This window comes from Chryseobacterium sp. L12 (genome assembly GCF_056133985.1).
The window spans coordinates 107218-126404 of sequence record NZ_JBVYOF010000008.1; the positions used below are offsets into that span (position 1 = coordinate 107218).

Here is a 19187-nt window from a genome sequence, read left to right on the forward strand (position 1 = left end):
TAATCATCTTTAATTATTTAAAAATAAGAATTTTTAGTGATTATATAAACCTTCAGACAAAAATCAAACGCTGTATTTCAAAAAAATATTAAACTCTGTTTTCATCAATCTTCCAATGCGTAAACGGCAAAACTTGCCAGCCAGTGGTCGCCACCATAATTCCCCTGGAAAAGTAAAGGCAACCCGTTATGAAGGAATATATTGGCTGTTTTTATGAAATCCTTCTTCAAAGGATGATCTTGAGGAAGACTTTTCGCAATGCCTTTCATACACCATGCTTTTGAAAATGACAAACCTACCAAATGAACAGTCTGGTAATCACTCAAATCACTTACGACAGGAATTTTTTCAATATTTCCTAGACTTCTTTTATCGTAAAACTTATTCAGCCATTGTACAAAGTCTTTTTGAGGAAGTACTCTTCTCATCAAATCTGCAATTTCCAGACTCGGAGAAAAAAAATCTGAACCATCAGGTTCCAGATATGCCGGTGTTTTTTCATCTTTCAGATAAAAATATTTTGCCTTTTCTGTAAGCTGCTTTTCAAATTCCGAATCTTTGTTTGCTCTTGCCCAATCTATCGCAAATGCCATCGCAAAAGCGGTATTGGGATGTACTCCAGTTCTGTTAGGATAAGTTTGTTTGGGAAGATAAGTTTTCCATGAAGCTAAAATCTTATCGGTTAACGGCTTTAAATTCTGATGCCATATTTTGGCTTTTGGATGATTCCAATCAGTAAGTTCTTCGTCAAGCTTTAAAAGCCACGCCCATCCGTAGGTTCTTTCAAAAGTTCCGGTAAGCTGATATTTAGTAAAATAATCTGCTTCAGTCTGAAGATGCTCTTTTTTAAACGAATAATCCAAAATTTCTTCAATATTTTTCGCTATCGAAAGGTTGGGTTTTGTTTTAAGGAGTCTTACCAACATCCAATGACCATGAACAGAGCTATGCCAATCGAAACATCCGTAAAAGCTGGGATGAAGATCTTTCGGACTTAGAGCAACCTCACTTTCATTATTGATAATATGTGCCGTTTTGTTGGGATATTCCTGATTGATGCAGTGAAGCGGCTTCTCTGCTAATTTTACAGCCATTTCATCTGAAAGTTTTGGAATTTCCTGTGCAAAAAGAATAGAAGGAAAAGTGACAATAGCGAATAAGTATTTTCTCATTGAGCTTGACTTTAATTTATTATTTAAAAAATATAATCTTTAACTCTTGATGTTGCCAGTTCTTTTTCATTAATCCAGCTGAGAAAAGATTCCAATTTATCTTCCATTTTCTTTCCCGTATTCCATCTTCTGTAAAAAGGTATTTTAAAATGATATTTTTCTACATCTGTAAACTGCCATGAGTCTAAATAAATCAAAACAAAATCATCCTTTTTCAGTGTTTCATACACCATATTCTGATAATACTGCATCGGCAAAACCTGAAATACAAAATCATTGTAAGGAAGCTGACTGTAAGGAGAAATACTCTCCGGGATGATACTTAAGCCATTTTCTTCAATAATTTCCAGAGATTTTTTGAGTCTTTTAAAAGGAAAAAGTATATCGGCATGATCAATACCAGAAACATAGTTGAATCCGCAAAGCTTTAATTCATCCACAGAAAGACCGGTGTTTTTATAACGGATTCCGCGTATATTTTTTTCAAGAAAATCCTGAGTGCTTTTCTTGATTTCATCCACATATTCCAGTGAGCCGCCCTGATAATAAAAGGCAATTTCGTGTCCCTGAACCGAAATTGCCTTTAAAAGTTTCTGCAGCTTTTCAGCAATAGAAATTTCTATAAAAAAACTCGCTTTAAGATCATAAAGATCCAATATTCTGAGAATTGCTCTGGTATTACTTTCCGTTATTTTTAATCTCTCTTCATCAGAAATCTGAAAACCTTTTTTAGTTTCAGCTTTAATAGAAATGATGTTGAAAGTAAGTAATATCATGCAGGGATGGTATCAGAACTATTAGTTTTTATTTAATTTAACCTTAAGGTTTTTAATCATATCTTTTGTCATCTCAGAAATTCCGAAATCATAAGAAAGTCCCCAATCTTTTTTCGCTACCGAATCATCAATAGAAGCCGGCCATGAATCTGCAATTGCCTGTCTGAAATCCGGTTGATAATCAATTTCAAACTCAGGAATTTCTTTTTTGATCTCTACTGCCAATTCTTTAGGAGTGAAAGACATTCCGCCAAGATTATAAGAAGAGCGGACGTTTACACTCTCTTTTGGAGCTTCCATCAGCTTCAAAGTAGCATTAATGGCATCATCCATATACAACATCGGCATTCCGGTATTTTCTGAAATAAAACTTGTGTATTTTCCTTTTTCAATGGCTTCATAAAAAATTTCAACAGCGTAATCTGTAGTTCCGCCGCCTGCAGGAGTTTTCCATGAAATCAATCCTGGATAGCGAATGCTTCTTACATCTACACCATGCTTATCAAAATAGTATTCGCACCATTTTTCACCAGCCATTTTAGAAATTCCGTATACCGTGGTAGGGTTCAGCACCACATCCTGCCCTACGTTCTCCTTAGGAATTCCTTTCCCGAAAACAGCAATAGAGCTTGGCCAGAATATTTTTTTGATGAGTCCTTCTTTTGCCATTTCACAAAAATGCAGCAAAGGCTCAAGATTGAGCTTCCATGCAAAAATTGGCTGTTTTTCTGAAGTTCCGGATAATAGAGAAGCCAAATGATACACCGTGGTGATTTCATAATCCTTAATCACCTGTCTTACCAGCTGAGTATTGGTAACATCCATTCTTTCATAATATCCTGCTGAGGTAATACCCTGCTGATATCTGTCTAAGCCTGAAGCAACCACATTCTCTGCCCCGTGAATTTCTACAAGTCTGTTGGTAAGCTCAGTCCCGATCTGTCCTAAAGCTCCTGTAATAAGTATTTTTTCCGTGAAGGACTCCATTTTTATTTATTATTAGTTGATGAAAAGCAAAAGTAAAAATTTTGACTGCGATAAGAAAACAAAATGATGAATTAACATCAAAATTTGATTATTATTTAGATTTACACAAATGTAAGTATTTTATATGTTTTATTTTCAGCGGTTTAAAAGCCTGAATGAGTTTTTACAATAGCTGATCTTGTGCTTCAGAATATAATTTTATATCAATAATTATTACAAAATTGATTACATTTCGGGATTATTTTTAAATAAATACGTTCTTGAAAACCAAAAAACTTTATCAGCAACTCTATTTTCAGGTAATTATTGCCATTACTTTAGGAATTTTATTAGGAAAATTTTATCCCGAACTCGGAGAGAAAATGAAACCGCTGGGTGATGGCTTTATTAAACTTGTAAAAATGATTATCGCACCAGTGATTTTCATTACCCTGACTTTGGGAATTGCTCACATGACCGATTTGAAAAAAGTTGGAAGAATTGCCATAAAAGCAATGATCTATTTTTTCACTTTCTCAACTTTGGCTCTGATTATCGGCTTAATTGTTGGAAACCTTATCAGGCCGGGTTCCGGTCTGAACATTGATCCGGCGGGTTTATCAGGTGATATTTCGCAATATCAGCAAAAAGCACACGACACAACACTTACCGGTTTTGTGATGAATATTATTCCTGAAACATTATTCAGTCCGCTGATCGGTGATAATATTCTTCAGGTTCTTCTGGTTGCTATTCTGATGGGTGTTGCCTTGGTTTTAACCAAAGAAAAAAGCGGAAAAATTACAGATTTGCTGCAGTCACTTGCCGCTCCCGTTTTCAAGATCGTTCATATGCTCATGAAACTGGCTCCCATCGGAGCATTTGGTGCAATGGCTTTTACCATAGGCAAATATGGTTTAGCCTCTGTTCTCAATTTAATTTTTCTTGTCGGAACATTTTACATTACCTCAATTTTATTCGTGGTTGTAATATTGGGAGCAGTTGCATGGTATAATGGTTTTAACATTTTTAAGCTAATGTATTATCTGAAAGAAGAATTGCTTCTTGTTTTGGGAACAAGCTCTTCTGAATCTGCACTTCCCGGCGTTATGGAAAAGCTTGAAAAAGCAGGCTGTTCCAGAGGCATTGTAGGCTTGGTTGTCCCTACCGGATATTCTTTCAATCTTGACGGAACCAATATTTATATGACACTTGCTTCACTTTTTATAGCGCAGGCTTTAAACATTGATCTCTCCATCGAAAAACAGCTCATGCTTCTTTTGGTCGCAATGCTGAGTTCAAAAGGAGCTGCCGGTGTTACCGGAGCCGGTTTTGTAACTTTAGCCGCAACTTTAGCCGTAGTTCCCGAAAGTCCCATTGCCGGAATGACATTGATTTTAGGAATTGATAAATTTATGAGTGAATGCCGCGCTTTAACCAACGTGATCGGAAATTCTGTGGCAACGGTTGTAGTAGCTAACTGGGAAAAACAACTGGATAAAGACCAGCTGAAATACTGCCTTGAAAATCCCAATGAAATTGAAGAGAAACTGGAAGTCTAAATAATTCTATGGTTTATTTTGATATTAAACTAAATCCTCCCGAATTTTCAGGAGGATTTTTTTGTTGGTTTATGCTTTCTTTTTAAACTCGGCGAGCTTCAGGGCATCTTTGATCATCTTCCCCGGTCGGAATATCGTTTTTACGGTTTTGATGCTGGAAGCGTTTACTTCTTCTGCCGTATCTTTTCCTTCGCTGGAACCGCCTGCCTGTAGGGTGAAATACTCACCTACATACACAATCTTACCATCGGCTACATCGTCGGCAATTTTGGAAAACGTGCTTTCGAGTACGGCAAGAATATCGGCTTTGGATACGGTAGAAACGGTAGAAGCATATTTGGCAAGATCTTCGAGGGTAGTCTGCCCATTGCCTACAATATCAGCGTAGAATTTTTGGGAAGCTGTGGGATTCTGAGGGTTTCTCTTCTGGATAACATTAAATGTAATTGGCATTTTTTTTCGTTTTTAGTGTTAAACATTTGTTATTGTATATACTAATGTAACAAAAAATAACCTCCTATTATTGCCCTGTAGATAAAAATCTACACCATACGAATGATGCTTAAAAAAATAAGACGTGTCATTGTAGGAAATGATACGTCTCATTTAAACAAATTAGACGTGTAAATTTATCGGTTTACACGTCTAAATTTTAAAAAAGATCAGAAGATCATTTTATTTATTTCTTCAAAAGGCTTTCTATAAGCTTATTCTGTGCTTCAATTAGTTTTGAAATCTGATCTTGATTTTTCATTATACTTTGTAGTAATTCTGGAGATTGAATATTTACTGTCGAATCCTTTGGATAAACAATATTTGAGTTTTCAAAAGTGTTGTTAGAAATAATTACATTTCCATCGCTATCAAATAAATCTTGTATCTCAATTTCAAAGACTTCTGAAATTTTTCCTAATTTATCTAAATTTGGCTTTGACTGGTCTGTTTCCCATTTATTATACGCTGGTTGAGAAATATCTAATTTATAAGCTACATCAGCTTGAGACCAATTTCGGTTTTGTCTTAGCTGTTTCAATTTTGTTCCTAAACTCATAAAGTCTTTTTTACAAATATAAAATAATTTATATTCATAACTAACAGTTATATTATTATAACTAAAGGTTGTTGGGTAGATGTAATATTTGTTTTATTTTTGAAATCTGATAATCAATTTGTTTTTGATTACCAAATAATTTCTATATTTAAACCTTTAAAAAACTACAAAGCATGAAGAAAAAATTATTTCTCAGGCTCTGCCTGATGCTCTTAGTCGGTGTCTCGGCGTTCTCCTGCCGCACCGAAGACTTTCACAACGAAGAAGAAACGCACGGCAACACGGGCTTGCGATTGACTTCTCAAAGAATTTCTCTTAACCAAGCCAAGCACAGAACCCAGCTTCTTCCCGATCTTGAAAAAGCAGAAACAGCAATAGAGAAAAAAGCACTCAAAGTGCAGGGTAAATCGGTAAACATCGGAAACGGAATTACCATTGATACCGATGAGGTCGTTTACATAGAAAACGGTCCCGATTATCACACCTACACCTTCAGCGTCATCCGTGACAACGCATCTGCCAATGCACCGATAGAAAATATTCTTCTCACTCCCAATACAGACGGTAGCTACAGGGTGTTTCATATTGTCCTGAATCTTACCGAAGCAGACAAAGCCAAGATTGCCAATAAAGAATATGTAGATTTTAAAAACAAAGAACAGGTGACTGAGTTGGCGAGCATCAGTAATCTCTCATCTCTTTCGCAAAGAACGTCTTGTACACCGCAGTACTATTCTTATCCTGTACCATGCATCGGTCCTGAAAAGCATTTGCCGGGACAGCCGGGCTGTCCTTATACAGGGGATAATCGTGCTCATTGGGTAACAGGCGTTTTTTGGGACTGCCAATATGTGGCTGAACCTGTAGATCATGTGATTGCCCCTCCCGAAGCAGGACCAGGAGGAAACGATAACAATACTAATCCTGGAACTCCGCCCGATGACTGCAGCACAACTGCTACAAACCCATCGCAGGTAGGCTTGGTAAGTTCAACCGGATGTAATATCGGAGTTCCAACGGAAACAATTGTAAGACCTTCGCAGATGCCATGTACTAAAATTGTTACCGAAAGCACTAAGGCTAAAGAACTTTTGTCAAAACCAAAAGCATTGGGAAGATTAAATGAAGTAAAAGTAAATATTACTACTTATCCTCACGAAAAATCATTTTCATTAGGCGTAGATGCAAATGGTACTGAACAAGTAACTTCAGTTTTTGAAGATCATTCGGGTCTACAAACCAGTATAGTTGCTCAAAGTCCTAATTTTAAGGTAAAGGCAGGTGTACATACTCATCCTCCCGGTGAATTTGCAGGACCATCTGCTGGAGATGTATATACTTTTATTAGCGCCAATAAAATTAATAATGATTTTGATCATTATTTTACAATTGCTTATGATGGAAGTGAATATGTTTATACAATTACGAATCAAACTCTTTTTGACCAATTTATGGATAATTATCCACCCAATACGCATATTGATTCTGAAACAAAAGCGTGGAAAGACATTGAAAAAATTGGCGTTACTTTTTATGAAGTTTATAGGTCATTGAAAAAGCAAGGTAAATCAAAAAATGAAGCTTATGAGCTTGGAATGGCATTCGTTTTGAGAAAGTATAATTCAGGAATTGGACTAAGTAAAAGGGATGGCAATGGTGATTTTAAACCTCTTTTTGTTGAAGAACTGCAAGATCCCAATAATCCTAAAAAGAAAACTTATAATAAAACAGATAATTGTAATCTTTAAATGACAGATAAATGAAAAACTTATATAAAATACTCTTTTGTTCGCTTTTATTAATAAATCTAAAATTGTCGGCTCAGTTAGATACATTGAACTATCTCAAGCAGTTTGAAGCTAATAAAATAAACTATATTAACCAACCATTCTCTAAATTAGTAAATGCTATGACACAGATACAGCCGGTATCTGTATGGGCTGGTGTCAATGCTAAAAATATAAATGTTACTCCCTTCTCTCAATTTTTATTCTGTGAAATGGATGAATCTTTTTCAAGCAATATTATATTAGTTGTCCTATGGCAAACTCCTTTACCTGCATCAGAGACAGATTATTATGAAAATAAAAATGGGTTTTTCTTCACTAATGATGAGAGAAATTATTATGGCAGTAAACTTGTAAAGGATATTAAGGTATATCGTTCGCAATAGTATTGATATGTTGCTTATACTTATAAAATAAGGTAGAAGTATGCAGAATTAATAAGTTTAAAGAAAGTATAAAAGAATAATATTTTAGATACCAGTTGTTATTAGTTGTTGATTCCTCGCTATATTGGAACTATTCTAAATCCTGATATTATATTGACAAAACCATAAACTAAGAAGCCGTCTCAAGTGTGAGGCGGCTCCTTTCACAATATTCTATATCAAAATATTCAGGCTTGAAGGCTGAACTTTTATATGAATCGGGGATTTTATCTTGTTGAATTCTCCGTCGAGATGCCAGTTTTTGGTATTTACTTTAAATTCAATTTCTGAAATTGGAAGATAGGTGATATAATCATCTTCTTTCAGTTTTTTGGTAAACATTCTGAACGCAAACAATGGAGAATACGTAATGGGAAACTTTTTTACCAAAACCATATCGACTAAGCCGTCACTTTTACTCGCCATCGGTGCAATATAGGCATTATTGCCAAACTGACGGGTGTTGGCAATATTTACCATCAGATATTTACCATTGTACTGTTTGTAATTTTCGTCAAAAAATTTCAGCTTTATGGGTTTGTAACTGAAAAAAGTTTTTAGTGAGACTTTAATGTAGTTTTTAAATCCTCTGGTAGTTTTTTCAAATTCTTTTACGACCTTCCCGTCAAACCCTGTTCCTGAAACATTGATAGAAAGTCTGCCATTAACAGTAAAAGTATCTATTTTTCTGGATTTTTTATCGTGAAGTTTTTGCAAAAGCTCGTCCAGATTTTTGCTGAAATGCGTTTCGTTGGAAAAGCCATTCCCGGAACCGGCAGGAAAAATCGCCAGAATTTTTTCTGTATCAATCAGGTTTTTTGCAACCGTAGAAATGGTTCCGTCACCTCCAATAGCTACGAAAATATCAATATCATTAAAATGATTCTGAATAAACTCATCTGTTCCTGCAATAGATTCTGATATATAAAATAAAGGATTCTGCACCTTCATTTTCAGATCATTCAGAAACGGATGGTAATTTTTTTTCGCAGAAAACGGATTAATGATAAAAGCAACTCTTTCCATTGCCGCAAAATTATAAAATGCAAGCGTATCAGAAAGAATTAATATTCGTTAATCTTTAAAGTATTATTTAATATTAAATCGTACTAACCATTTTAACCACAAAATGCATTAAAAATCCCATCAACGGATCATTAATTTTAAAAAACTTCATTTGCAAGCTCCATATTGACCATGGCTCCGGTAAAGTTTCCGGTGTAAACTGCATTAGCCACAGAGCGCATCAGGCAGGAATTATCACCACAGGCGTAAATTCCCGGAACTGTCGTAGTTTGTTTATGATCAATTATGAGATGACCGTGTTCTGTAAATTCACAGCCTAAAGAACCCGGAATATCAGAATGCTGCTTAAAGTGAAAAGCTCCGTAAACCGCTTCAGGATAAAGTATACTTCCATCAGTCAATACCAAAGATCTGACATTTCCATTCTCGTGAATCATTTCTTCAATTTCAGTTTCGATAACCGAAATGTTGTTTTGCGAAAGTTTTTGGATTTGTTCTTCACTGAAGTCAGATTTTCCTCTTGTTAAAATCACAAGATCATCGGTGAGATTTTTCACCAGTGAAGCAAGATGAAATCCTCTGTCACTATTAGCAATAATTGCTGTTTTTTTATTTCTGAATTCATAGCCATGGCAATATGGGCAATGAATCAAAGAAATTCCCCAACATTCATTAAAACCCTTAATATCGGGAACATCATCGGTAATTCCTGTGGCAAAAATCAGTTTTTGAGCTTCAAATTCATCACCACTTTCAGTTTTAATTTTAAAGCCATTTTCAGTTTTTATCCCTTCTGTTGCCAAACCATCGAAAAAGGTAATTGTTTCATATTTTTCAACCTGCTCTTTACCTATTTCAGAAATTTCTGCAGGTGCTTTGCCATCCTGTGTCAGGAAGTTGTGAGAATGTGGCGTTTGCCTGTTGCAGGGTTTCCCGCTGTCGATGATCAGTACTTTTCTGAGTGATCTACCCAGAGACATAGCTGCAGAAAGTCCGGCATAGCTTCCGCCAACTATAATGACATCAAAGAAGTTTTCATTTTTCATAATAAATATTTTGATCGGATAAAAATATATGTAAAAAGTCTGCCAAAAATGTTTATGTTGACCACATCAAATCATCCATTGTACGTAAAAAAACAGAACAAATGAAATCATCATCAGAATGACCGATGCATTAAAAAGTAAAAACATCCATACGTTCCGAAAATAATACCAACCTATATGATAAAGACCAAAAAAAAAGACAAAAGAAAAAGCTATTCCAATAATTGAGCAGACTGCAAAAGCTGTCAGATTATTTTCAGCCTTAAAATCATTGAATGCTGTGAGAAAAGTTACCAAAGCAATCAATAAGAATATAGCTGATCAAAAAAGGTTCCGGATTTCCATTTTTTTGCTGATCTATTGGAATCATCATCATTTTTATGATCTGAACTTCCAGAAAAGTTGAGACTTAATAAATCTGCTAAAAAATTGATTCCGTGTAAAAAATCAAAGGGCATTTTTTCTATTTGTTATCCAATTTATGCACTTTTTTCGTTCCTTCATACATTTCGTACTGCAAAAATCTAGTTTCCAGTTTTCCGTTGTACAGTTTTATTTTTCTGGAAGGCCGAAGTCCTATTTTCTTCACCGCTTCAAGATCCGAAGAAATGAGCCATGCTAAAGTATTGGGATAATTTGTTTTAAATGTATCTCCCACCTTTTTGTAAAAATCATCATCATTAATCGAAATTCTCTCATCATACGGCGGATTGAAAACCATCAGCAAAGGAAAAAGTTCTTTTTTGGAATCGAAAAAATTCTGTTTTCTCACTTCAATAATATCTTCCATTTCGGCAGATTCAATATTCGTTCTTGCTGCATTCAGCATTCTTGCATCAATATCATAGCCTACAATTTTCCCGTTAAACTCTTTTATGCGGTTTACACGAACTTCTTTTATTTTAGAAAATAAATCAGCATCATAATTTTTCCAGTTCTGAAAGGCAAATCTTCTTCTGAAAATCTGTGCAGGAAGATCTAAAGCGATCATTGCCGCTTCTATCAAAAGCGTTCCAGAACCACACATCGGGTCAAGAAAATTTCCTTTCCCGTCCCAACCTGTCAATTGCAGCATTCCGCTTGCCAAAACTTCATTGATTGGCGCTTCACCCTGTTCCTTTCTGTATCCTCTTTTGAATAAAGGATCTCCCGACGAATCTAAGGAAATGGTTACCAGTTCACGGTCAATATGTAAATGAAATTTTATGTCCGGAAATTTGGTTTCTATACTTGGTCTTTTATGATATTTATTCTGAAAGTAGTCTACAATAGCATCCTTCATTTTAAAAGTCATAAACTGAGAATGCTTAAATCTCTCGGAATTGACGGTAGAATCTATCGCAAAAGTCTGATCAACATCCATAAATTGATCCCATTCAAATTTAAAAAGCTTATCGTAAAACTTACTTTCGTTAAAAGCTTTAAATTCTAAAACAGGAATAATGATCTTTAAAGCTGTTCTCGCAGAATAATTAATTTTATATAAAAAACCAAGATCACCTTCACAGTTGACAGCACGGTTTTTAATTTCCACGTTTCTTCCGCCGAGTTTTTTTATTTCTTCTGCAAGAATAGGTTCCAGTCCGAAGAATGTTTTGATCTGAATTTTGAGATTGTCTGTATCCATTCTGCAAAAATAGCGATTTTTTTGCGTGGCGACGGAAGTTGGATGCCGGATGATTTAAAATATTATAGATTTAAAATTATATTATGATTTTTTTACCGCCACCTTTGTCTCAAAAACAATAATCAGAGATCATACATCGCATTCTGCATCCAACAAAATTCCGTACTTTTGCGGGATGGAATGGTTTGAATCTTGGTTTGATACCCCTTATTATCATTTGTTATACAGCAACAGAGATTATACAGAAGCAGAAAACTTTATCACTGCACTTACATCGGAGCTGCAGCTTCCACAATCGGCTAAAATTATCGATCTGGCTTGCGGAAAAGGAAGACATTCCGTTTTTCTGAATAAACTTGGATACGATGTTTTGGGATTAGATCTTTCACGCCAAAGTATTGAGCACAACAAAAAGTTTGAAAAAATTCCTGATTCTTCAGAACCGGCACTCCGTTTTGAAGTTCATGATATGCGGAATCCAATCAATTATCAACCGGTAAATGCTGTTTTTAATCTTTTTACCAGCTTTGGATATTTTGATAATGAAGAAGATGATCGAAAGGTTTTTGAATCGGTTTACAATGCCCTCTTACCAGAAGGTTACTTTGTTTTAGACTATCTTAATGAGGTGTTTGTAAGAAATACTTTGGTTCCAGAAGTGACGATTACCAGAGAAAATATTGAGTTTAATATTTCAAAAAAAATTGAAGGAAAACATATCATAAAAGATATAAGATTTGAAGCAGATGGAAAATCTCACCATTTCTTTGAAAAAGTAAAATTACACACATTAGAAACTATCGAAGATTACGCAAAAGACTGCGGGTTCGAAAGAATAAAAATATGGGGCGATTATCAGCTCAATGATTTTGAGAAAGAAAAATCTCCACGCTGCATCAATTTATTTAAGAAGAAATAATCTTCCGAATCTGAATGGCTACCAATATTATCTTTTTATCCGGTACAATGCTTTCAATATTCTGCGGAATAAGATTCGGATATTCTGGCAACCATACTCCACCAGCACCCTTTTTAATTTCAGCTTTTCTTATAATTGCAGGAATAATGGTGTGCTTTTTCAGAAAAAAATTATTTAAAAGCAAATTTAATTACATAATAAATCTCTTCATCGTTTTTTTCAATTTAACAATAGTTTTATATTGCCTCTCACCTATTTTCACATAATATGATTTTTATTCTACTAATACTAAGCGTCATTTCCGGAGTTTTGCTGGGAAAATATTTTGGCAAAAAAGAAAAATTTGCTAAAAATCTCCTGATTATAAGTGCCGGGTTTCTTATTACAATCTGCCTTAATGAAGTATTTCCGCAGGTATATTATGCCGAAGCAGGAAATCTGGGAATTTTTGTAATTGCCGGAGTTTTGCTTCAGATGATTCTTGAAGCACTCACCAAAGGTTTTGAACATGGTCATTTTCATTATCATAATGAAAGTAATATCCTTCCGATGGCTTTAATGGTCGGACTCTTTATCCATGCTTTTATTGAAGGAATTCCGCTCGCTAACGAGACTAACCCATTTTCTCCTTATCTGATGGGAATTCTGGTTCATAATATTCCCATTTCATTTATTTTGGGAGCTTTTTTATTCAATAGAAAAGGCAGCAAAGCATCGTACCCGTCTATTTTAATTGTTGCTTTATTTGCTTTAGCATCACCATTCGGAATGTTTTTAGGAAATTATTTCAACCCGGAATGGCAGCCTTATTTTTTAGCTGTCGTAGGTGGAATTTTCCTTCACATTTCATCTGTTATCATTTTTGAAAGCAATAAAAATCACAACATCAATTGGTCTAAAATAGGTTTGGTTATTTTGGGAGTATCTTTAGCATTGGTGATTCATCTTTTTCACACTCACCCTGATTCCGGACATATACATTGAAAATAAAAAAAGGCTTCAGAATAATTTTGAAGCCTTTTTTTATACAAATCAGTTATTTTAAAATTTCCATCCTACGGTGAGGAAGAAATTATTTCTTACATTTTTCACATCAGAAACTACAGAATTAGGAGTTGCAACATCGAAATCTGCTGAATAATATCCTGTTCCGAAATCTTCGTATCCTGCAAGGAACGGATTTTTATAATTTGAAGTAATATTCTGGTATGATGCATCAACATAGAACTTACCAAAATCATAACCTAAACCTGCACCAATCGTATTTCTGTCACCTAAAATCAGATTACTGAAGTTTGTCTGCGCTACAGAACCTGTATTGGTAAATGCACTCACAATCATATTATCAAACGGACTTGAACTATAAGCATATCCTCCTCTCAAACGGAAAGCTTTAATTCTGTACTCAGCTCCAACTTTTATCTCAGATAAATTTTTGTAACTGTCATTAAAGAAAGAGTTCAGTTCTGTTTCAGCATCTCCCTGTACTTTATATCTTGGTTTTGTAAGTCCTAATGTATAATCTACGTTTAAAGCAAAATTTTTGCTTGGAACAAATGCTCCGCTTAAAGTAGCTTTCATTGGGGACCTGAACCTTCTGTCCTCTACAAAACTATCAGCATAGATAAATCCGTCTGTTCCTGTGTAATAATCAGTATAAATTCTATCTAAAGACCACCATGTAGGTGTTTCGATAGAAGCTCCCAATCTCAATTGATTGGTTACTTTTCCGATCACCCCAAGACTTGCCGAGAAGCCGTTTGACTTTTCAGAAAAAGGCGTGTACTGTTTATCAAATGTATAAGCAGTATTATCTAAATCTAATCCAAAACTGGCACTGTCATATTGCTCTAAATCTACATAGTGCATATTGATACTTGCACCAAGATATAATGAATTGTTGTAATTCGCTCCTACACCCAAATTAAATTTGGTTTGAGTTCCGTAACGATTATAAGCCTGTCCTAAATACGATAGGTTTCCTACAACATTATTTCCTGATCCATCAACAAGATTCTTAGCAATTACAACATTAGTGTTCCCCGGAGATTCTACGTAATTTTCAAGAGAGGTTGTAGAAATATTGGCTCCCAGATTAATAAATTTCCATGGAGTTTCTGTCATAAGCTGGAAAACTGCAACACCTCCTACATTACCTATATTAGCTTTGCTGATGTTATAGTTAATGGAGTTTCCTGCAAGTGAACTCGTATTTTTATTGTTTTCTATAGATAGTGTTGCAGAAACATCACCTGCAATAGCCACACCTAAACCGGCAGGGTTGGTAAGTAATGAAGATGCATCACCTCCCAATGCTCCGTTGGAACCAGCCATTGCATTGAATTTTGAATTCCCAGTCATTGGTGTATTAGAATACACGTCCACAGAATTTCTAATTACAGATATGTCCTGAGCCTGCAGATAAAATGCTGCAGTAACACCCATTAATACTAAAGATTTTTTTAACATTATTTTTAAGAATAGTTATTATAGTTAATATTATCTGCCACCTGATCTGAAGCCACCGCCTCCGCCGCCAGATCTAAATCCGCCGCCGCCTGAAGAACCACCTCTGAAGCCACCGCTGCTTCCTGAATTAAAACCACCTGATCTGAATCCGCCATTATCACTTGGTCTGTTGTAATTATCGTTTCTTCTCGGTTGTGACTGCTGTGGTCTGTAATCATAATTTGGTCTTTGAGATCTAATACCGCTATTAGGATTTCTCATTCCCGATGGATTTCTAAAACCACCGTTCATTGTTCCCTGTCTGAAGCCTGAATTGGTATTTCCTTGTCTGAAACCATTATTGCTATTTCCGGATCTAAAACCATTGGTGTTATTTCTGAATCCTGATCCGTTATTTACATTTCTGTAACCTGATAATGTGTTTCCGGTAAAACCAGACCGTCCGTTGGCTCCGCTTCTTCTATAGGCAGGAGCATAAAAACTTCCACCCCAATAGCCGGCTCCCCAGCCCCAGTAAGGATTTCCCCATCCGCCCCAGAAAGGACTATTCCAGTTGTTCCAGCCAAGTCCCCAATAAGGGTTAAAGCCTCCCCAGCCCCAGCCGTTACCCCAGCCAAAACCAATTCCCATTCCCCAGCCAGAGCCCCAGCCCCAGTATGGATTATAGCCCCAACCCCAAGGTGAGCCCCAACCCATCATTCCTCCCCATCCCCAACCCCATGAGTTATCATAGTAGTTGGTTTCACTTCCTGCAAAACTACCCCAGTCAGAATCTGTGGCAGAAGAGTTGAAATTAGCATCACTCCAGTTATTATAACGGTTACTTTGCTGCTGCTGATTTATTTGCGCATTTTCTATAACACTACTGTCATTATAATAGTCATAATAATCACCTACTCTGTTTCCCTGATTATTAATAATCACACCTTCTGGTAACGTATCTTTATTAGGGTCATAGTAAACACCATCCGTTTCACTGTAACCACCCATCTGCGCACCACAAGACACCAACAGCAAACCACCTGAAATAGCTAAAATACCTTTAGATTTTAGTATTCCAAATAAATTTTTATGTATATTTCTTTTCATGATAATGTATATTTTTTTTAAATTAAATTATATTTGCATTCTGTACCAAAAATATACCAATAATTCGGTATAAAAAATCTATCAAAAATAGATTTTTATTTTTAGATTACATAATTTTACAAAAGTTAAAATATTAAAAAAAAATTAATGGCAAAATTAACTTCAAGAAGTGAAGATTACAGCAAGTGGTATAATGAGTTGGTTGTAAAGGCTGATTTAGCCGAAAACTCAGGTGTAAGAGGTTCTATGGTAATTAAACCTTACGGCTACGCAATATGGGAAAAAATGCGTGACGAAATGGACAAAAAATTCAAAGAAACCGGTCACGTGAATGCTTACTTTCCTCTTTTTGTACCCAAAAGCTTATTTGAAGCTGAAGAAAAAAATGCCGAAGGTTTTGCTAAAGAATGTGCTGTTGTCACGCATTACAGACTTAAAACCGACCCAAATAACCCGCATAAGCTGATTGTGGATCCTGATGCTAAACTTGAAGAAGAACTTATTGTAAGACCTACTTCAGAAGCTATTATCTGGAATACTTATAAAAGCTGGATTCAGTCATACAGAGATTTACCGATTCTTATCAACCAATGGGCAAATGTTGTGCGTTGGGAAATGAGAACCAGACTTTTCCTGAGAACGTCTGAATTTTTATGGCAGGAAGGTCATACCGCTCATGCCACCTGTGATGAGGCCATAGAAGAAGCCGAAAAGATGAATGAAGTTTATGCAGACTTTGCTGAAAACTTTATGGCAATGCCCGTTATACAAGGTTTAAAAACCCCTTCCGAGCGATTTGCAGGAGCAGATGAAACTTACTGTATTGAAGCCTTGATGCAAGACGGAAAAGCACTCCAAGCCGGAACCTCTCACTTTCTGGGTCAGAATTTTGCTAAAGCTTTTGATGTAAAATTTACCAATAAAGAAGGCAAGATCGAATATGCATGGGCAACTTCATGGGGAACTTCTACCCGTTTGATGGGAGCTTTAATTATGACCCATTCTGATGATCTGGGATTGGTACTTCCGCCAACTTTAGCACCTATACAAGTGGTTATTGTTCCTATTTTTAAAGGTGAAGAACAACTGAATCAAATCAGTGAAGTAGCATTAGATCTTCAGAGTAAATTAAAGCTGAAAGGAATTTCTGTAAAATTTGATAATGACACTCAAAATAAGCCAGGCTGGAAATTTGCTGAATATGAACTGAAGGGAGTTCCTTTAAGAATTGCTATCGGACCGAAAGATCTCGAAAACAAATCGGTAGAAATTGCGAGAAGGGATAATTTAACCAAAGAAACCCGACCATTAGAAGGTATTGATTCTTATATCGAAGATTTGTTAAAAACTATTCAGAAAGACATTTACCAAAAAGCCCTACAGTTCAGAGATGAGAATATTACAAAAGTAGATTCTTATGATGAATTTAAAAAAGTTCTGGAGGAAAAAGGCGGATTCATCTATGCTCATTGGGACGGAACTGCGGAAGAAGAAGAACAAATAAAAGAAGAAACCAAGGCAACAATACGATGTATTCCTTTAAATGAAGATCATGAAGAAGGAATTTCTATGATCAGCGGTAAGCCTTCAAAAAGAAGAGTTTTATTTGCCAAAGCATATTAAGATCCAATGCAATAACTTATTAAATCTTTAAAAATTCTAAGAATTTTTAAAGATTTTTTATTTTTCGATCTAATTTGGATAAATTTTTGTTTAATTTTATAATAACATTAAATTCAAAATAAATTATTATGGCATTAAACATTATTGATCTTATTAAAGGACAGCTAGGCGCTGCGCTTGTTTCACAAACGGCATCTCAACTGGGAGAAAGCGAAGCAGGAGTTTCCAAAGCAATTTCCGGTATGCTTCCTGTCATTATCGGCGGATTAGCCAATAATTCTGATAACCCTACCGTTATAGATACTATTGCCAATTCTTCATCCAACGGGATTCTGAGCAATTTAACAGGCGTTACATCTGGAAATTCTTTTATAGCAGGATTATTATCATCAATTTTTGGTGAAAGACTGAGCGGAATCATCAATAGTATTGCTACATACGCAGGAATCAGCAGCAATTCATCTTCCTCACTGCTTAATATTGTTACCGCAGCAACTGTAGGTGCAATCGGAAAATATGCTTCCAACAACAATTTAGACAGAAACGGAATTTCAACATTACTTAATGAACAAAGGGAAATTGTTCCAACCTTACTTCCTCCGGGACTTTCTCTGGCCTCCCTTAACGTTGGAGACTGGGCAAAAGGTTACGGTTTTGAAGGTAATGAAAATCCTGCTACTAAGAAATTTGAAGAAAAAACGCCTCATATAGAAGTAACAAGAAGTACAACCGATACCGGTACGTTCCCAGACAGACCTACGTCTGCTGAAGGTGGATCAATCTGGAAATGGCTTCTGCCTTTACTTTTACTCCTTGCCGCGTCATATTTCTTGTGGGAGCAATGCAGAAAAACAGAGACCACCACTACAACTGCAGTTGCAGGAGATTCTATGACAACAGATACCGATACAGTTGCATCTAATACCAATTCAGTAAATTCCGGAAGAGTTGATGAAGACATTGATCTGAATGGAACCTCACTAAAAGGCTATAGAGGAGGAATGGAGGATCAAATGATTTCTTTTCTCAAATCAGGAGGATATAGTGATGCTAAAGATGATGCAGCTTTAAAAAACAAATGGTATGATTTTGACCATGTTAATTTCAAAATTGGAATTGCTAACAGGCTGGAAGCAGGATCAGAAAGTCAGCTGCAAAATTTAGTGGCTATTCTTAAAGCTTTTCCTGAAGCCAAAATTAAAATTGGGGGCTATACTGATAAAACAGGTGATGAATCTAAAAATTTAAAACTTTCTAAAGAAAGAGCGAACTATATAAAAAACTGGTTGTCACAACAAGGAGTTGCTTCGCAGGTAGTATCTGCAGACGGATATGGAAGCGAATTTGCAACGGTAGATGCTACTGCATCCAATGATGAAAGAGCTATTGACAGAAGAATGTCTGTAAGATTTACAAAATAACTTACTATTTATATATAAAACTTGTTTAAACTATTTCAGAATTAACCACAAAAGGCACAAATAAAAATGTTAAATTGAATTTCTATAATAATAGAAGCGCTCAAAAGGAATAAAAATCAAAGATTTTTAAAACTATTGTGATCTTTTTGATTTATAACTATTAACTTTAAATAGAAGTTTAGTTCATCTTTTGTGACTTTTGCGGTTAAATAAAAGTTTTATAGCGGA

General features: G+C 35.5%; 19 protein-coding genes. 7 read left to right on the plus strand and 12 right to left on the minus strand.

What is annotated here, in order from left to right; all coding sequences use genetic code 11:
- Nucleotides 1–104 precede the first annotated feature (104 nt).
- Genes AC0NBN_RS05420 through AC0NBN_RS05430 form a run of 3 tightly spaced genes read right to left on the minus strand, consistent with a single transcriptional unit; the run spans nucleotide 105 to nucleotide 2935 of the window.
- Nucleotides 105–1172, minus strand: a complete 1068-nt coding sequence (locus tag AC0NBN_RS05420) for a DUF2891 domain-containing protein (protein WP_160812018.1) — start codon at nucleotides 1170–1172, stop codon at nucleotides 105–107.
- A 23-nt stretch (nucleotides 1173–1195) separates the two neighbouring features.
- Nucleotides 1196–1948, minus strand: a complete 753-nt coding sequence (locus AC0NBN_RS05425) for a polysaccharide deacetylase family protein (RefSeq protein ID WP_160812019.1) — start codon at nucleotides 1946–1948, stop codon at nucleotides 1196–1198.
- 21 nt (nucleotides 1949–1969) lie between these two features.
- On the minus strand, nucleotides 1970–2935 hold the full coding sequence (locus AC0NBN_RS05430) for an NAD-dependent epimerase/dehydratase family protein (protein ID WP_160812020.1): 966 nt from the start codon (nucleotides 2933–2935) through the stop codon (nucleotides 1970–1972).
- A gap of 260 nt (nucleotides 2936–3195) precedes the next feature.
- On the opposite strand from AC0NBN_RS05430, the gene AC0NBN_RS05435 reads away from it, so the two are divergent.
- Nucleotides 3196–4476 carry a dicarboxylate/amino acid:cation symporter gene (locus AC0NBN_RS05435; protein WP_160812021.1) on the plus strand — a complete coding sequence of 427 codons (1281 nt, stop codon included), beginning with the start codon at nucleotides 3196–3198 and terminating at the stop codon, nucleotides 4474–4476.
- 69 nt (nucleotides 4477–4545) lie between these two features.
- Here the strand turns inward: AC0NBN_RS05435 and AC0NBN_RS05440 are convergent, their stop codons facing one another.
- Both AC0NBN_RS05440 and AC0NBN_RS05445 read right to left on the minus strand, forming a co-directional pair.
- Nucleotides 4546–4929 (minus strand): HU family DNA-binding protein, encoded by a 384-nt coding sequence (locus tag AC0NBN_RS05440; RefSeq protein ID WP_160812022.1) that lies wholly within the window; start codon nucleotides 4927–4929, stop codon nucleotides 4546–4548.
- Nucleotides 4930–5155: 226 nt separating this feature from the next.
- A complete protein-coding gene (locus tag AC0NBN_RS05445) occupies nucleotides 5156–5527 on the minus strand; it encodes a helix-turn-helix domain-containing protein (protein WP_160812023.1) in 372 nt (123 codons plus the stop codon).
- 173 nt (nucleotides 5528–5700) lie between these two features.
- On the opposite strand from AC0NBN_RS05445, the gene AC0NBN_RS05450 reads away from it, so the two are divergent.
- Both AC0NBN_RS05450 and AC0NBN_RS05455 read left to right on the plus strand, forming a co-directional pair.
- Nucleotides 5701–7275 (plus strand): hypothetical protein, encoded by a 1575-nt coding sequence (locus AC0NBN_RS05450; protein WP_474467424.1) that lies wholly within the window; start codon nucleotides 5701–5703, stop codon nucleotides 7273–7275.
- A gap of 11 nt (nucleotides 7276–7286) precedes the next feature.
- Nucleotides 7287–7700 (plus strand): hypothetical protein, encoded by a 414-nt coding sequence (locus AC0NBN_RS05455; protein WP_160814117.1) that lies wholly within the window; start codon nucleotides 7287–7289, stop codon nucleotides 7698–7700.
- Between the two features lie 213 nt (nucleotides 7701–7913).
- Here the strand turns inward: AC0NBN_RS05455 and AC0NBN_RS05460 are convergent, their stop codons facing one another.
- The 4 genes from AC0NBN_RS05460 to AC0NBN_RS05475 all read right to left on the minus strand — a co-directional run bounded on the left by AC0NBN_RS05460 (nucleotide 7914) and on the right by AC0NBN_RS05475 (nucleotide 11438).
- Complete coding sequence (locus AC0NBN_RS05460; RefSeq protein ID WP_160814118.1) at nucleotides 7914–8765, minus strand: diacylglycerol kinase family protein; 852 nt, start codon at nucleotides 8763–8765, stop codon at nucleotides 7914–7916.
- Between the two features lie 137 nt (nucleotides 8766–8902).
- Entirely contained in the window at nucleotides 8903–9811 is a 909-nt protein-coding gene (locus tag AC0NBN_RS05465) for an NAD(P)/FAD-dependent oxidoreductase (RefSeq protein ID WP_160814119.1), read from the minus strand.
- A 302-nt stretch (nucleotides 9812–10113) separates the two neighbouring features.
- Nucleotides 10114–10269, minus strand: a complete 156-nt coding sequence (locus tag AC0NBN_RS05470; protein ID WP_474467430.1) for a hypothetical protein — start codon at nucleotides 10267–10269, stop codon at nucleotides 10114–10116.
- A 5-nt stretch (nucleotides 10270–10274) separates the two neighbouring features.
- A complete protein-coding gene (locus AC0NBN_RS05475) occupies nucleotides 10275–11438 on the minus strand; it encodes a THUMP domain-containing class I SAM-dependent RNA methyltransferase (protein ID WP_160814120.1) in 1164 nt (387 codons plus the stop codon).
- A 175-nt stretch (nucleotides 11439–11613) separates the two neighbouring features.
- On the opposite strand from AC0NBN_RS05475, the gene AC0NBN_RS05480 reads away from it, so the two are divergent.
- Nucleotides 11614–12357 carry a class I SAM-dependent DNA methyltransferase gene (locus AC0NBN_RS05480; protein WP_160814121.1) on the plus strand — a complete coding sequence of 248 codons (744 nt, stop codon included), beginning with the start codon at nucleotides 11614–11616 and terminating at the stop codon, nucleotides 12355–12357.
- Here the strand turns inward: AC0NBN_RS05480 and AC0NBN_RS05485 are convergent.
- Entirely contained in the window at nucleotides 12344–12541 is a 198-nt protein-coding gene (locus AC0NBN_RS05485) for a hypothetical protein (RefSeq protein WP_160814122.1), read from the minus strand. The genes AC0NBN_RS05480 and AC0NBN_RS05485 overlap by 14 nt on opposite strands.
- Nucleotides 12542–12624: 83 nt before the next feature.
- On the opposite strand from AC0NBN_RS05485, the gene AC0NBN_RS05490 reads away from it, so the two are divergent.
- The gene (locus AC0NBN_RS05490; RefSeq protein ID WP_160814123.1) at nucleotides 12625–13341 is read left to right on the plus strand and encodes a ZIP family metal transporter; all 717 of its coding nucleotides are present in this window, start codon (nucleotides 12625–12627) and stop codon (nucleotides 13339–13341) included.
- A gap of 57 nt (nucleotides 13342–13398) precedes the next feature.
- Here the strand turns inward: AC0NBN_RS05490 and AC0NBN_RS05495 are convergent, their stop codons facing one another.
- Together AC0NBN_RS05495 and AC0NBN_RS05500 are read right to left on the minus strand one after the other, a co-directional pair.
- Nucleotides 13399–14826 carry a porin family protein gene (locus AC0NBN_RS05495; RefSeq protein ID WP_160814124.1) on the minus strand — a complete coding sequence of 476 codons (1428 nt, stop codon included), beginning with the start codon at nucleotides 14824–14826 and terminating at the stop codon, nucleotides 13399–13401.
- Between the two features lie 30 nt (nucleotides 14827–14856).
- The gene (locus AC0NBN_RS05500; RefSeq protein WP_160814125.1) at nucleotides 14857–15915 is read right to left on the minus strand and encodes a prolyl-tRNA synthetase; all 1059 of its coding nucleotides are present in this window, start codon (nucleotides 15913–15915) and stop codon (nucleotides 14857–14859) included.
- Between the two features lie 147 nt (nucleotides 15916–16062).
- Here AC0NBN_RS05500 and proS point away from each other — a divergent pair, with 147 nt between their 5' ends.
- The gene (gene proS / locus AC0NBN_RS05505; RefSeq protein ID WP_160814126.1) at nucleotides 16063–17538 is read left to right on the plus strand and encodes a proline--tRNA ligase; all 1476 of its coding nucleotides are present in this window, start codon (nucleotides 16063–16065) and stop codon (nucleotides 17536–17538) included.
- A 128-nt stretch (nucleotides 17539–17666) separates the two neighbouring features.
- Entirely contained in the window at nucleotides 17667–18959 is a 1293-nt protein-coding gene (locus AC0NBN_RS05510; protein WP_160814127.1) for an OmpA family protein, read from the plus strand.
- The last annotated feature ends 228 nt before the right edge of the window (nucleotides 18960–19187 follow it).

Excerpts from the sequence above, each read along its gene's own strand:
- AC0NBN_RS05500 (WP_160814125.1), bottom strand. The coding sequence starts at position 15,915 with ATGAAAAGAAATATACATAAAAATTTATTTGGAATACTAAAATCTAAA.
- AC0NBN_RS05440 (WP_160812022.1), bottom strand. The coding sequence starts at position 4,929 with ATGCCAATTACATTTAATGTTATCCAGAAGAGAAACCCTCAGAATCCC.
- AC0NBN_RS05465 (WP_160814119.1), bottom strand. The coding sequence starts at position 9,811 with ATGAAAAATGAAAACTTCTTTGATGTCATTATAGTTGGCGGAAGCTAT.
- AC0NBN_RS05450 (WP_474467424.1), top strand. The coding sequence starts at position 5,701 with ATGAAGAAAAAATTATTTCTCAGGCTCTGCCTGATGCTCTTAGTCGGT.
- AC0NBN_RS05430 (WP_160812020.1), bottom strand. The coding sequence starts at position 2,935 with ATGGAGTCCTTCACGGAAAAAATACTTATTACAGGAGCTTTAGGACAG.
- AC0NBN_RS05480 (WP_160814121.1), top strand. The coding sequence starts at position 11,614 with ATGGAATGGTTTGAATCTTGGTTTGATACCCCTTATTATCATTTGTTA.
- proS (WP_160814126.1), top strand. The coding sequence starts at position 16,063 with ATGGCAAAATTAACTTCAAGAAGTGAAGATTACAGCAAGTGGTATAAT.
- AC0NBN_RS05445 (WP_160812023.1), bottom strand. The coding sequence starts at position 5,527 with ATGAGTTTAGGAACAAAATTGAAACAGCTAAGACAAAACCGAAATTGG.
- AC0NBN_RS05455 (WP_160814117.1), top strand. The coding sequence starts at position 7,287 with ATGAAAAACTTATATAAAATACTCTTTTGTTCGCTTTTATTAATAAAT.
- AC0NBN_RS05420 (WP_160812018.1), bottom strand. The coding sequence starts at position 1,172 with ATGAGAAAATACTTATTCGCTATTGTCACTTTTCCTTCTATTCTTTTT.
- AC0NBN_RS05470 (WP_474467430.1), bottom strand. The coding sequence starts at position 10,269 with ATGCCCTTTGATTTTTTACACGGAATCAATTTTTTAGCAGATTTATTA.
- AC0NBN_RS05490 (WP_160814123.1), top strand. The coding sequence starts at position 12,625 with ATGATTTTTATTCTACTAATACTAAGCGTCATTTCCGGAGTTTTGCTG.
- AC0NBN_RS05425 (WP_160812019.1), bottom strand. The coding sequence starts at position 1,948 with ATGATATTACTTACTTTCAACATCATTTCTATTAAAGCTGAAACTAAA.
- AC0NBN_RS05495 (WP_160814124.1), bottom strand. The coding sequence starts at position 14,826 with ATGTTAAAAAAATCTTTAGTATTAATGGGTGTTACTGCAGCATTTTAT.
- AC0NBN_RS05460 (WP_160814118.1), bottom strand. The coding sequence starts at position 8,765 with ATGGAAAGAGTTGCTTTTATCATTAATCCGTTTTCTGCGAAAAAAAAT.
- AC0NBN_RS05475 (WP_160814120.1), bottom strand. The coding sequence starts at position 11,438 with ATGGATACAGACAATCTCAAAATTCAGATCAAAACATTCTTCGGACTG.
- AC0NBN_RS05510 (WP_160814127.1), top strand. The coding sequence starts at position 17,667 with ATGGCATTAAACATTATTGATCTTATTAAAGGACAGCTAGGCGCTGCG.